This window comes from Achromobacter sp. ACM01, assembly GCF_014851745.1.
Taxonomy (GTDB): domain Bacteria; phylum Pseudomonadota; class Gammaproteobacteria; order Burkholderiales; family Burkholderiaceae_B; genus Achromobacter; species Achromobacter aegrifaciens.
This window is the reverse complement of the sequence record NZ_JACVAF010000001.1, coordinates 1,630,180-1,642,359: the sequence shown is the minus strand read 5'-3', so window position 1 is coordinate 1,642,359 and position 12,180 is coordinate 1,630,180. Positions and strand designations below refer to the sequence as shown.

Here is a 12,180-nt window from a genome sequence, read left to right as displayed (position 1 = left end):
CCCATAACAAGCACGGAGACTAACCATGAACCACGCCCTGACCCGGGCTGCGCTCGCCGCGGCTCTGACGCTCGCCGCCACCGGCGCCCAGGCCGCCGACAAGATCAAGGTCGGCTTCATGCTGCCCTACAGCGGCACCTACGCCGCGCTGGGCAACGCCATCGAGAACGGCTTCAAGCTGTACGTCGCCGAACAAGGCGGCAAGCTGGGCGGACGCGAGATCGAATACTTCAAGGTGGACGACGAGTCCAACCCCGCCAAGGCCGCCGAAAATGCCAACCGCCTGATCAAGCGCGACCAGGTGGACGTGTTGATCGGCACCGTGCACTCGGGCGTGGCGATGGCCCTGGCCAAGGCCGCCAAGGACGCCGACACCACGCTGATCGTGACCAATGCCGGCGCCAACGCCATCACCGGCCCGCTGTGCGGCCCGGGCATCTTCCGCACCTCGTTCACCAATTGGCAGCCGGCGTACGCCATGGGTCCGGTGGCCTTTGCCAAGGGCCACAAGACGGCCGTCACCATCACCTGGAAGTATGCGGCCGGCGACGAAGCCATCGGCGGCTTCAAGGAAGGCTTCGAGAAGGCCGGCGGCAAGGTCGTGAAGGAACTGAGCCTGCCGTTTCCCAACGTGGAATTCCAGCCGCTGCTGACCGAGATCGCGGCGCTCAAGCCCGACATGGTGTTCACGTTCTTCGCGGGCGGCGGCGCCGTGAAATTCGTGCAGGACTATTACGCCGCAGGCCTGGGCAAGACCATCCCGCTGTACGGCTCGGGCTTCCTGACCGACGGCACGCTGGAGGCCCAGGGCGCTTCGGCGCAAGGCCTGCTGACCACCCTGCACTATGCCGACGGCCTGAACACGCCTCGCGACAACGCCTTCCGCGCCGACTACAGCAAAGCCTACAAGGCGCAGCCCGACGTCTACGCGGTGCAGGGCTATGACGCGGCGCAGCTGATGCAGTCGGGCCTGGCCGCGGTCAAGGGCGACTTCGCCAAGAAGGAAGACTTCCGCAAGGCCATGCGCGGCGCCACGGTGGACAGCCCGCGCGGCCCCTTCACGCTGTCCAGCGCGGGCAACCCGGTGCAGGACATCTACCTGCGCCGCGTCGACGGGCTGGAGAACAAGGTCGTGGATATCGCCGTGAAGAAGCTGGCCGACCCGGCCCGCGGCTGCAAGCTCTGACCGCAATCCGCCACAGGGAGGCCCCATGGACATCAGCATCCTGCTCATCCAGAGCCTGAACGCTTTCCAGTACGGCTTGCTGCTGTTCCTGGTGGCCAGCGGACTCACGCTGATCTTCGGCATCATGGGCATCATCAATCTTGCCCACGGCAGTTTCTACATGATCGGCGCCTACATGGCGTTCGCGCTGGGACCGGCCGTCGACCGCTGGCTGGGCGGCGGCTTCCTGACCACGCTGGCGGTCTGCGTGCTGGCCGCCGGCGCCCTGGGCTATCTACTGGAGGCCGCTTTTTTCAGCTACCTGTACAAGCGCAACCACTTGCAGCAGGTGCTGATGACCTACGGCCTGATCCTGGTCTTCGAAGAACTGCGCAGCATCCTGGTGGGCAACGACGTGCACGGCGTGCCCCTGCCTGCCTGGCTGCAGGGCAGCATCGCGCTGGGCGACGTCATGACCTATCCGGTCTACCGGCTGTTCATTTCCGCCGTCGGCATCGCGGTGGCGCTGTTGCTGTACTGGATCATCACGCGCACGCGGCTGGGCATGATGCTGCGGGCCGGCGCCAGCAACCGCGAGATGATCGGATCGCTGGGCATAGACATCAACAAGCTCTACCGCCTGGTGTTCGCGGCAGGCGTGGCGCTGGCGGCGCTGGCAGGCAGCATCGCCGCGCCGGTGTCCTCGGTCTATCCCGGCATGGGCAACGGCGTACTCATTATCTGCTTCGTGGTGGTGGTGATCGGCGGCATCGGCTCGATCCGTGGCGCCTTCCTGGCCGCGATGCTGGTGGGCGTGGTGGAAACCTTCGGCCAGGTGCTGTTCCCGTCCGCGGCGGGCGTGCTGGTGTACCTGCTGATGGCCTTCATACTTCTTTGCAAGCCCGAAGGGCTGTTCAAACAGGGCTGACCATGTTGAACCGACTCTTGCCCATTGCGGCGCTGCTGGCGCTGGCCGTTTTCTCCTGGAGCGGCAGCGACTACTACACCGGCCTGGCGATCAAGATCATGATCTATGGAATCTTCGCGCTCAGCCTGCAGCTGCTGGTGGGCGGCGCGGGACTGGTCAGCCTGGGCCACGCCGCCTTCTTCGGCATCGGCGCCTACGTCGCGTCGCTGCTGTCGCCGGAATCCGAAGCCGCCGGCCTGTGGTGGCTGCTGCCGGCCGCCCTGCTCGCCGCCGCGGCCTATGCGTTGGCGACCGGCGCGCTGGCGCTGCGCACCCGCGGCGTGTACTTCATCATGGTCACGCTGGCCTTCTCGCAGATGGCCTACTACGTGTTCCACGACACCAAGATCGGCGGCGGCAGCGACGGCATCTACCTGTACTTCCGGCCCGAACTGTCCCTGGGCGGCTGGCTGCCGTTCGACCTGAGCGATGCCCGGACCTTCTACTTCTTCGTGCTCGCCTGCCTGGCGCTGACCTGGGGCTTCCTGGCGCTACTGCGGCGTTCGCCTTTCGGCGCCGCGCTCGCCGGCATCCGCATCAACGAACAGCGTATGCGCGCGGCCGGCTACTCGACCTATCCCTACAAGCTGGCCGCCTATGTCATCGGCGCCACGCTGGCCAGCCTGGCGGGCTTTCTGTTCGCGCTGAAGGACGGCTTCGTCACGCCCGAGCTGCTGGCCTGGGAACAATCGGGCCTGGTGCTGCTGATGGTGATCCTGGGCGGCATGGGCAGCCTGGGCGGCGCGGTGCTGGGCACTGTGGCGCTGGTGCTGATGCAGGAACTGTTCCAGTCGCAGGAGATTTTCGGCGAATACGCGCGCCACTGGCACCTGCCGCTGGGCGTGGCCATCATCGCGCTGGTGGCCTTGCTGCCCAACGGCCTGGCCGGGCTGCCGGCTCAGCTGCGCCAGCGCCGCGCGGCGCACGTTGCCGCCCCCGGCCTGGACGCCGACACCGCCCGCGCCGCGCCCAAACCGGATGCCGCCCATTCCAGCCGTCAGCAGGCCCCCGCCCGCCTGCCCATCCAGGGAGAGCCCCATGTCTGATGTCCTGCTGGCCGCAAGCGCGGTCTCGCGCCGCTTCGGCGGCCTGACGGCGGTGAACGGCGTGTCGCTGGAATTGCAGCGCGGCCAGGTCCACGCCGTCATCGGCACCAACGGCGCAGGTAAGTCCACGCTGATCAACATCCTGTCGGGCGAACTTGCGCCCAGCAGCGGCCAAGTGATGCTGGCCGGCCGCGACATCACGGCCTGGCGCCAGCCCGACCGGGCGCGCGCGGGCCTGGGCCGCAGCTACCAGCGGTCCACCATCTTTCCCGAACTGAGCGTGTTCGAAAACTGCAGGCTGGCCGCCCAGGCTCGCCGCCAGCGCTTCTGGCACTGGTGGCGGTCCGCCGCCGAATGCCGCCACAGCGCGGAGCTTGCGCGTCACGCGCTGGAGCGCACCGGCCTGGCGGACGACGCCGCGCGCGACGCCGGGCTGCTGCCGCATGGCCGCAAGCGCCAGCTTGAGATCGCCATGTGCCTGGCTGGTGAACCGCAGGTGCTGCTGTTGGACGAACCCCTGGCCGGCATGGGCCCCGAGGAAACCGACCGCATCCTGGAGCTGCTGGAAGCGCTCAAGCCCGGCCACGCAATCCTGCTGGTGGAACACGACATGGACGCGGTCTTCCGCGTCGCCGAAACCATTACCGTCATGGTCAACGGCGCCGCCATCGCCAGCGGCACGCCAGACGCGATCCGCGCCAACCCCGACGTGCGCACTGCCTACCTGGGCGAAGACAGCCATGGAGCCAGCGTATGACCGCATTGATCGAAGCAGGCGGCCTGCACGTTTACTACGGCGCCAGCCATGTGCTGCGCGGCATCGACATGCATATCGCGCCCGGAGAATCCGTAGGCCTGGTGGGGCGCAACGGCATGGGCAAGACCACGCTGATCCGCAGCCTGATGGGCCACGTCAGAAGCGCCCAGGGCTGCGTGCGCGTGGGCGGGCGCGACTGCACCCGTGCGCAGCCCCACGCCATCGCCCGCATGGGCGTGGCCTATGTACCCGAAGGGCGCGGCATCTTTCCCAACCTGAACGTGCGCGAGAACCTGCAGGTGGCAGCGCGCGCCGGCCGCGACGGCCGCCAGGACTGGACCTACGCGCGCGTGCTGGAGGTGTTTCCGCGCCTGCGGGAACGCCTGGGCCATGGCGGCCAGCAGCTATCGGGGGGCGAGCAGCAGATGCTGGCCATCGGCCGGGCGCTGATGACCAATCCCGAACTGCTGATCCTGGACGAAGCCACCGAGGGCCTGGCCCCGCTGATCGTGGCCGAGATCTGGAAAATCATCCGCCAGATCCGCTCCAGCGGCATGTCCACGCTGATCGTGGACCGCAATTACCGGGCGGTGCTGGAACACACCGACCGCTGCCTGGTGATGGAAAAAGGCCAGATCGTGCAGGACGGCGACAGCGCGTCGCTGGCCCGGCAGCCCGAGCAGTTGACGCGCTATCTGGGGGTTTAGATCACCGCTTCAATCAGGAACGGGCCGCGGCGCTTCAAGCCTTCCTGCAGCGCGCGCGCGAAGCCTTCCACCGTATCCACGCTGACCGCTTCCACGCCCATGCCGCGCGCCAGATGCGTCCAGTCCAGGTACGGTTCTTCCAGATCCAGCATGCGGCGGGCGTTGCGCCCGGGTTCCTGCACGCCCACGTTCTTCATCTCGCCGTGCAGGGTGGCGTAGGAACGGTTGGCCAGGATCACGGTCAGGCAATCCAGGTTCTCGCGCGCCTGCGTCCATAGCGCCTGCAAGGTGTACATGCCGCTGCCGTCTGCCTGCAGGGTGACGACCTTGCGGTCCGGGCAGGCGACGGCAGCGCCGGTCGCCAGCGGCAGGCCGATGCCGATGGCGCCGCCCGTCAGCATGAGCCAATCGTGCGGCGCGCTGTTGACGCTGTAGAGCGGGAATTCGCGGCCCTGGGTGATGGACTCGTCGCAGACGATGGCCTGCTCCGGCAGATGGTGCGCGACCAGGATGTTGACGGCGGCGCCAGTCAACTTGCCGGACTGCGGCACCTCGTAGTTGGCGGGGGCAGCGGCCAGGCGCGGCGCGTCCTGGGCGATGCCGAGCTCGTCGGCCAGCCACTCCAGCGCATGCGCCAGGTCCTGCTCGGGCGTGCCCAGCACCACCTGCTTGCAGTCGGGCGGCGCCAGCAGGCTGGGCTTGCCAGGATAGGCAAAGAAGCCGACCGGCGCTTTCGCGCCCACCAGCACCAGATGGCGCACGTCCTTCAGCTTGGCCACCGCCAGGTCGATCGGATACGGCAGGCGGTCCACCGGCGTGCGCGAGCCGCCGCGCTCGATGCGGCGGTTGGAGGTTTCCGACACCAGCCGCACGCCGGTGGCGCGCGCGATACGGCCGGCGGCGTTCAGCGCGCGTTCACGCAGCGCGGAACCGCCCAGCATCAGCGTCGTGACTTCGCCCGAGCGGATCGCGGCAACCGCCGCGCGCACCGCGTCGGCCGAGGTCTGGGCCAAGGCCTCGCTCTTGGCCAGCACCGGCGCGGTGTTTTCCGGCAAGTCCGTCCAGGCCGCGTCGGCGGGCAGGATCAGCGTGGCGATGTTGCCCGGCGAGCGGCGCGCCACGCCCACGGCCTCAGCGGCGTCGGCGGACAGGTCGGCGGCCTTGGTGGTGCGCTTGACCCAATGCGACATCGGGCGCGCGACGCCTTCGACGTCGCTGGTCAGCGGCGCGTCGTACTGGACGTGATAGGTGGCGTGGTCGCCCACGATGTTGACCATGGGCGTGCGGGCGCGCTTGGCGTTGTGCAGGTTGGCCAGGCCGTTGCCCAGGCCTGGGCCCAGGTGCAGCAGCGTCGCGGCAGGCTTGTCGGCCATGCGCGCGTAGCCGTCGGCCGCGCCGGTCACCACGCCTTCGAACAGGCCCAGCACGCAGCGCATCTTCGGCTTGCGATCCAATGCCGCGACAAAGTGCATTTCGGATGTGCCGGGGTTCGCGAAGCAAACATCCACGTCGTTGGCCAGCAAGGTATCGCAAAGACTATCAGCGCCGTTCATCGTTTTTCCCTGATCATTTTCCATTGGCGGTGCATGGGCGCATGCGCGCCCGCGTGACATGCATGATAGGTAGCGTAGCCGAAACCGGCTAGAGCCATTTCAGGCCGCCGTCATGGAACCATTCCGCAGGTTCCGCCAAACGGAATTTGAAAGGCCCCATCAGCCCAGTATCTGCCCCAGGAAGGCCTGCGCGCGTTCGGTGCGCGGCGCGCGGAAGAAATTGTCCGGCGTGTCGGCCTCGACGATGGCGCCCTGGTCCATGAAGACCACGCGGTCGCCGACCTCGCGCGCGAAACCCATTTCATGCGTCACGCACACCATGGTCATGCCGTCGCGCGCCAGCGCCACCATCGTGTCCAGCACTTCCTTGACCATCTCGGGGTCCAGCGCGGATGTGGGCTCGTCGAACAGCATGATCTTGGGCCGCATGCACAGCGCCCGCGCAATCGCCACGCGCTGCTTCTGGCCGCCGGACAGCTGGCCCGGGTACTTGGAGGCGTGCTGCGGAATCTTGACGCGCTCCAGGTATTCCATGGCGCGGGCCTCGGCTTCCTCGCGCGGCACGCCCTTCACCAGCATCGGCGCCAGCGTGCAATTGTCCAGCACGGTCAGGTGCGGAAACAGGTTGAAGTGCTGGAACACCATGCCGACCTCGGCGCGGATGCGCTCGATGTTCTTCAGGTCGTCGTTCAGCTCGATGCCGTCGACGACGATGCGGCCTTGCTGGTGTTCCTCGAGCCGGTTCAAGAGCCGGATGGTGGTGGACTTGCCGGAGCCGGACGGCCCGCACAGGATCAGCTTTTCGCCTGGCAACACCTCCAGCGCCAGCTCGTCCAGCACCTTGAAGTCGCCATACCATTTGCATACGCCCTGCATCGTGATGATAGGGGCGGCGTAGTTCAATCCATCCATCGCATCAGGCCTTGGAAATGTCATGGTTTTCGCCCGCGCCGCTCCAGTAGCCCGGCACGGTCAAGCGTTTTTCGGAACGGCGGAACACGTAGGACAGCACGCTGCACATGGCGAAGTAGATGACGCCCACCATGGTGTAGACGGTCAGCGCCTGGAAGGTGGCGCCCGCCAGCATTTCGCCCGCGCGCATCAATTCGTAAACGCTGATGACGGCCACCAGCGAGGTTTCCTTGATCAGCACCAGCGCGTAGTTGCCCAGCGCCGGGAACACCGTGCGCAAGGCCTGCGGCAGCACGATGCGGCGCAGCCGCTGCACCTTGCCCAGGCCCAGCGCGCGCGCCGCCTCGTACTGGCCGCTGTCCACCGACTGGATGCCGCTGCGGAAGAGTTCGGCCAGATAGGCGCCGAAGTTCAGCGTCAGGCCCAACACGCCGGCAACGAAGCCGTTGATGACCACGCCCATCTCAGGCAGGCCGTAGTAGATGTAGAACAGCTGCAGCAGCAGCGGCGTGCCGCGTATCACGTCGATGTAGAAACGCGCGCCGCGGCTGAGCAGCCGCGACGGCGACAGGCGGCACAGACAGACGACCAGGCCCAGGGCCACCGCCAGGAATGCCGAAGAGAAAAACAGCGCCAGGGTCCAGACCGTGCCCTCGGCGAGGGGGGTCAGGTACATGCGCAGGGTCGCGAGATCCAAGTCGTACTCCTTATCCGTGCCGGTACGGCGTCACTTGCTCATCAGGTCGGCCACGCCCCACTTCTGCCCGATGGCGGCGAGCTCGCCGTTCTGTTTCATCTGTGCCAGCGCGCCGTTGACCGCCTCCAGCAGCGCGGCGTTGCCCTTCTGCACCGCCATGCCCACCTGCCACTTGCGCTGCGGCTGATAGCCCGTGTCCAGCTTCACGCCGGGGATGTTCTTGGTCTTGATCTGGTAGATGATGCTTGGCGGATCCACGATGCCCAGGTCGATGCGGCCGGCGCGCACGTCGGCCAGCAGCGTGGAATAGTCCTGGTACGTCGAAACCTTGGTGCCGGGCATGTCCTTGATCATGTTGAACTGCACCGAGTCCACCAGCACGCCGACGCGCTGGCCCTTCATGTCTTCGAACTTGGCGTACTTCTTGTCCGCCTTGTCGCTGACCACGATGCCCTCGCCCCATTCATAGACCGGCGCCGAGAAGTCGATGGCGCGGGCGCGTTCCTCGGTGATGAAGAGCGGCGCGGACATCACGTCGGCGCGGCCCGAGGTCAGCGTGGGAATCAGGCCGGAGAACGGCACGTCGGACAGCTTGTCCGACACCTTCAGGTGCTTGGCCACGGCCGCGGCCACGTCCACCATGATGCCCTCCAGCTGGTTCGACTTCGGATTCTTGAAGCCGTGCGGCGGCGCGGACGCCGTGGTGACGACGTTCAGGCTCTGGTCCGCGCGGATCTCGTCCAGCGTGCGCGCCTGCGCGCCGCCCTGGGCCAGCAGGCCGGCTACAGCCAGGCCCAGCAGAATGGATTTGAGTTTCATCGTTTTCCCCTTGGATGAATTGGTTGGCGTGGCGCTGCCGGCTCAGGCCGGACGCCCCTGCGGATACTGCTGCACCGCTACCGCCGCCAGCGCGCAGAATTCCTGCATGACGGTGGCTGCCAGGAAGGCCGTGGCCCCCTGCACGTCTTGCGGCGGCGACACGGTGTTCACGTCGAACGCCACGAAGTTCAGGCCCGCGAGCTGGCGCAACAGCGCCAGCCCTTCCTTGGCCGTAAGTCCGCCCCACTCCGGCGTGCACACGCCCGGCGCGCAGGAAGGATCGAAGATGTCCATGTCGAAGCACAGGTACACGGGCCGCTGGCCGATGCGCTGCTTGATGTTGGCCAGCGCGCCCTTCTGGTCCTGGTCGAAGTCGTCATAAGGCAGGATCGTGTAGCCGACCTCGCGCCCGAACTCCAACACGCCCGGCATGAAGGAACTGCCTCGCGTGCCGATGTGAAAGCTGGAGGCCACGTCCAGCAGCCCCTCTTCAGCGGCGCGTGTGAACGTAGTGGCCGTGTTGTAGCCAGGGATGGGATAGGTGTCGGTGTGCGAATCGAAATGCAGCACCACGAAATCCGGATGGCGGCGCGCCACGGCGCGCAGCTGCGGCAAGGTGACCGCGCCATCGCCTCCCATGGAAATCGGTATGGCGCCCGAATCCAGGATGGCGCCTATGCCGGCCTCGATCAGCGGATAGGAGGCGTCCGGATCGCCCGGATGGCAGGCCACATTGCCCACATCGATGGCGCGCAGGAACTCCGGCGGGTTGTCGATGCCGTGGCGCCGGAAGATATCCACCGGCCGCAGCAGCCTGGACTGCTCGCGGATCGCGTCCGGCCCCTGGCGCGATCCGACGCGGAACGGATGCGTGCCGCAATCGAAGGGAATGCCGACCACGCAGGCGCGCGCCGCGCCCATGCCCGCGGCGCGGACGGCAGGCAGGCCCATGAACCCGGCGACGGGATGAAAACAGACTTCGGCTGGCTGCTGCACAACTCGGCTCCTGGGTGACGACCGCTGCCCTGATAAGGCTGGGATCAATATTTAGATTCAATCAAATCGCTGTGCGATATGATCGTGTCGAAATAAGAGTATCGTGCGTACAAGCATCCGGCCAATTAGGGAGTTTCCCCTAATCAGCAGTTTTATATCCGACTAAATTAGTATGAATAACGAACGCACGTGGTCGGCGCTCCCGGGACCCGGGCCCCCTGGAATCAGGCCTCGTCGCCCGCGAACGGCATCGCGTCGCGCAGGGCGCCGCCCGGCGGCTCCATTTCATAGAAGGGGCGCGACCGCCCCAGCGTGCGCGACGCGCTGATGGCGTGCGCCGTTTCCACCACTTGCGGACCGAACACAGCCTGCGCCTGCTCGAACGACCAGCGGCTGGACGGCACCGATACGTTGACCGCGCCTACCGGCGTGCCACCGGCATCCAGCACCGCGGCGCTGACCGTGATGTCGCCCGGATAGAACTCGCCGTTGGAGCGCGCATAGCCGTGCCTGCGGGCAAACTCCAGCTCGGCCAGGAGCACGTCCATGCTTGTGATGGTGGCGGCCGTGTAGGCCTTGCGGTCGCACCGTTCCAGGAGACCGCGCGCGACCGCGGGATCCAGCCTGGCCAGCACCGCCCGGCCCGCCGCCGTGCAGTACAGCGGCAGGCGCATGCCCACCGGCATGTTCACGAACATTTCCTTGTGGGTGGCAAAGCGCGCCACGTACACCATGTCCAGACCGTCGGGCTCGGCCAGGCTGCAGGTTTCCTGGCTGTTGCGGTTGAGCGTGTGCAGGAAAGGATTGCCGCCCAGCACCAGCGGGCTGGTCTGCACGTACTTCATGCCCAGCTCCAGCGACCAGGGCCCCAGCGAGAACTTCTTGCTCAAGGGGTCCTTGCGCAGATAGCCCAGCGTCCACAGCGTGTGGGTGAAGCGCTGCACCGAACTCTTGCTCAGTCCGGTCGCTTCGGCCAGCTCCGGCAAGGTCATGGCGGGCTGCCCCTCGCTGAAGGCCCGCAGGACGGAGACGCCGCGCGCCAGCGCGGCGATGAACAGTGGGGAATCCTCGGCGTTTCGGGTCTGCGTCATGGCGCGTGGGCCGTCCAGTGGAAAGCGCATAGCGTACCGCAATACGGTGCAGACGTATCGCGTGGCGATGCCATAAAAAAACGGCCCGGAAATCCGGGCCGTCCTGGCTGGCGCGAACCTTAGCGGATCGGCCAGGGATACATGGCGCCGCCCTTGTTCCACAACGCATTGGTGCCGCGTTGCAGGCCGAGCTTGCTGTCCTTGCCCACGTTGCGCTCGAACACTTCGCTGTAGTTGCCCACTGCCTTGATGGCGTTGTAGGCCCACTTCTCATCCAGCCCCATGTTCTTGCCCGCCCCCGGCGTCACGCCCAGGATGCGGGCGATGTTGGGGTTGTTGCTCTTCAACATTTCGTCGACGTTCTTCTGGGTGATGCCGTATTCCTCGGCCTCCATCAGCGCGAACAGCGTCCAACGCACGATGCCCAGCCAGTTCTCGTCGCCCTGGCGCACCATGGGACCCAGCGGCTCCTTGGAGAAGCGTTCCGGCAGGATCTCGTAGTCGTCCGGCTTGGCGACCTGGGTGGCGCGCACCGCGGCCAGTTGCGAGGCGTCGTCGGTGAAGGCGTCGCAGCGGCCCGATTCGAAGGCGCGCACGACCTCGGTCACCTTGTCGATCACCACCGGCTTGAATTCGATGTTGTTGGTGCGGAACCAGTCGGCCAGGTTGAGCTCGGTGGTGGTGCCGGGCTGCACGCAGACCGTGGCGCCGTTGAGTTCCTTGGCGCTCTTGACGCCCAGCTTCTTGCTCACCAGGATGCCCTGGCCGTCGTAGAAGCTGGCCGCCACGGCCGCCAGGCCCAGCGACGTGTCGCGGGTCTGCGTCAGCGTGACGGTGCGCAGCAGCACGTCCACCTCGCCCGATTGCAGCGCCGTGAAGCGTTGCTGGGTGGACAGCGGCGTGCCCTTGAATTTGGTCGGATCACCGAACACCGCCGCCGCGACCGCGCGGCAGATGTCCACGTCCATGCCTTCCCATTCGCCCTTGCTGTTGGTCGCCGAAAAGCCGGATACGCCGTCGGTCAGGCCGCACTGCACGAATCCTTTTTTCTTCACGGCATCGAGGGTGGGCCCCGCCACCGCCGCCTGGGATGCGCAAGCCAGGGCCAAGGCGCCGGCTGCAAACAAGATGGACCGCTTCATGATCACTTCTCCTGAGTATGGATGCCGCGCCGGCTTGTAAGCCGACTGCGGTTGAAACCGAGCCCTGCCTTACTGGGCCGGCCGCCAGATTAAGCCATGTCCACGGCGTGAACAACGCGAAGGCGCCTAGTGGAAACCCGGAGGACGGGGCGCGATTCCTGAAGGTTGCAGACCTGTCCGGTGAACGAACTTTATCCGCCCGCCAGACCGCGATGGCCGCTTGCCTTGGTGCCATACTTTTTTCGCGTCCCGGGCCCGCCGCTGCCGGCGCCGCGATCTCTCAAAAAATAACGGCCGCGACTACGCGAGCGGCCGATTCATGGAGGAG

At 66.6% G+C, this 12,180-nt stretch carries 12 protein-coding genes; 5 read left to right on the top strand and 7 right to left on the bottom strand.

The window, feature by feature from the left end:
• Positions 1-25 precede the first annotated feature (25 nt).
• From IB268_RS07690 to IB268_RS07670, 5 genes are read left to right on the top strand one after another with little or no spacing between them, the layout of a single operon-like run.
• Positions 26-1,186 carry an ABC transporter substrate-binding protein gene (locus IB268_RS07690; protein ID WP_054451436.1) on the top strand — a complete coding sequence of 387 codons (1,161 nt, stop codon included), beginning with the start codon at positions 26-28 and terminating at the stop codon, positions 1,184-1,186.
• Between the two features lie 25 nt (positions 1,187-1,211).
• Positions 1,212-2,093, top strand: coding sequence for a branched-chain amino acid ABC transporter permease (locus IB268_RS07685; protein ID WP_192354043.1), 882 nt, complete (start codon positions 1,212-1,214; stop codon positions 2,091-2,093).
• A gap of 2 nt (positions 2,094-2,095) precedes the next feature.
• Positions 2,096-3,178 carry a branched-chain amino acid ABC transporter permease gene (locus IB268_RS07680; RefSeq protein WP_192354042.1) on the top strand — a complete coding sequence of 361 codons (1,083 nt, stop codon included), beginning with the start codon at positions 2,096-2,098 and terminating at the stop codon, positions 3,176-3,178.
• A complete protein-coding gene (locus IB268_RS07675; protein ID WP_192354041.1) occupies positions 3,171-3,935 on the top strand; it encodes an ABC transporter ATP-binding protein in 765 nt (254 codons plus the stop codon). Before IB268_RS07680 ends, IB268_RS07675 begins: the two co-directional genes overlap by 8 nt.
• A complete protein-coding gene (locus tag IB268_RS07670) occupies positions 3,932-4,642 on the top strand; it encodes an ABC transporter ATP-binding protein (RefSeq protein ID WP_192354040.1) in 711 nt (236 codons plus the stop codon). The genes IB268_RS07675 and IB268_RS07670 overlap by 4 nt, the downstream gene beginning before the upstream one ends.
• Here IB268_RS07670 and IB268_RS07665 read toward each other — a convergent pair.
• The 7 genes from IB268_RS07665 to IB268_RS07635 form a co-directional block, all read right to left on the bottom strand.
• Positions 4,639-6,195, bottom strand: coding sequence for an acetolactate synthase large subunit (locus IB268_RS07665; protein ID WP_054451445.1), 1,557 nt, complete (start codon positions 6,193-6,195; stop codon positions 4,639-4,641). The genes IB268_RS07670 and IB268_RS07665 overlap by 4 nt on opposite strands.
• Positions 6,196-6,354: 159 nt before the next feature.
• A complete protein-coding gene (locus IB268_RS07660; protein WP_054451448.1) occupies positions 6,355-7,107 on the bottom strand; it encodes an amino acid ABC transporter ATP-binding protein in 753 nt (250 codons plus the stop codon).
• 4 nt (positions 7,108-7,111) lie between these two features.
• Positions 7,112-7,804 carry an amino acid ABC transporter permease gene (locus IB268_RS07655; protein WP_054451450.1) on the bottom strand — a complete coding sequence of 231 codons (693 nt, stop codon included), beginning with the start codon at positions 7,802-7,804 and terminating at the stop codon, positions 7,112-7,114.
• 30 nt (positions 7,805-7,834) lie between these two features.
• Positions 7,835-8,623, bottom strand: a complete 789-nt coding sequence (locus tag IB268_RS07650) for an ABC transporter substrate-binding protein (RefSeq protein ID WP_054451452.1) — start codon at positions 8,621-8,623, stop codon at positions 7,835-7,837.
• 42 nt (positions 8,624-8,665) lie between these two features.
• Positions 8,666-9,574: an arginase family protein gene (locus tag IB268_RS07645; protein WP_054452208.1), complete on the bottom strand. Its 909-nt coding sequence runs from the start codon at positions 9,572-9,574 to the stop codon at positions 8,666-8,668.
• 269 nt (positions 9,575-9,843) lie between these two features.
• Positions 9,844-10,710 carry an IclR family transcriptional regulator gene (locus tag IB268_RS07640; protein WP_175181927.1) on the bottom strand — a complete coding sequence of 289 codons (867 nt, stop codon included), beginning with the start codon at positions 10,708-10,710 and terminating at the stop codon, positions 9,844-9,846.
• Between the two features lie 119 nt (positions 10,711-10,829).
• Positions 10,830-11,852, bottom strand: a complete 1,023-nt coding sequence (locus tag IB268_RS07635) for an amino acid ABC transporter substrate-binding protein (protein WP_054451454.1) — start codon at positions 11,850-11,852, stop codon at positions 10,830-10,832.
• Between the last annotated feature and the right edge of the window lie 328 nt (positions 11,853-12,180).

Bases quoted from the DNA above. Each gene is read 5' to 3' on its own strand.
- IB268_RS07675 (WP_192354041.1), top strand. From the start codon at position 3,171: ATGTCTGATGTCCTGCTGGCCGCAAGCGCGGTCTCGCGCCGCTTCGGC.
- IB268_RS07670 (WP_192354040.1), top strand. From the start codon at position 3,932: ATGACCGCATTGATCGAAGCAGGCGGCCTGCACGTTTACTACGGCGCC.
- IB268_RS07660 (WP_054451448.1), bottom strand. From the start codon at position 7,107: ATGGATGGATTGAACTACGCCGCCCCTATCATCACGATGCAGGGCGTA.
- IB268_RS07685 (WP_192354043.1), top strand. From the start codon at position 1,212: ATGGACATCAGCATCCTGCTCATCCAGAGCCTGAACGCTTTCCAGTAC.
- IB268_RS07665 (WP_054451445.1), bottom strand. From the start codon at position 6,195: ATGAACGGCGCTGATAGTCTTTGCGATACCTTGCTGGCCAACGACGTG.
- IB268_RS07680 (WP_192354042.1), top strand. From the start codon at position 2,096: ATGTTGAACCGACTCTTGCCCATTGCGGCGCTGCTGGCGCTGGCCGTT.
- IB268_RS07690 (WP_054451436.1), top strand. From the start codon at position 26: ATGAACCACGCCCTGACCCGGGCTGCGCTCGCCGCGGCTCTGACGCTC.
- IB268_RS07650 (WP_054451452.1), bottom strand. From the start codon at position 8,623: ATGAAACTCAAATCCATTCTGCTGGGCCTGGCTGTAGCCGGCCTGCTG.
- IB268_RS07635 (WP_054451454.1), bottom strand. From the start codon at position 11,852: ATGAAGCGGTCCATCTTGTTTGCAGCCGGCGCCTTGGCCCTGGCTTGC.
- IB268_RS07640 (WP_175181927.1), bottom strand. From the start codon at position 10,710: ATGACGCAGACCCGAAACGCCGAGGATTCCCCACTGTTCATCGCCGCG.
- IB268_RS07645 (WP_054452208.1), bottom strand. From the start codon at position 9,574: ATGGGCCTGCCTGCCGTCCGCGCCGCGGGCATGGGCGCGGCGCGCGCC.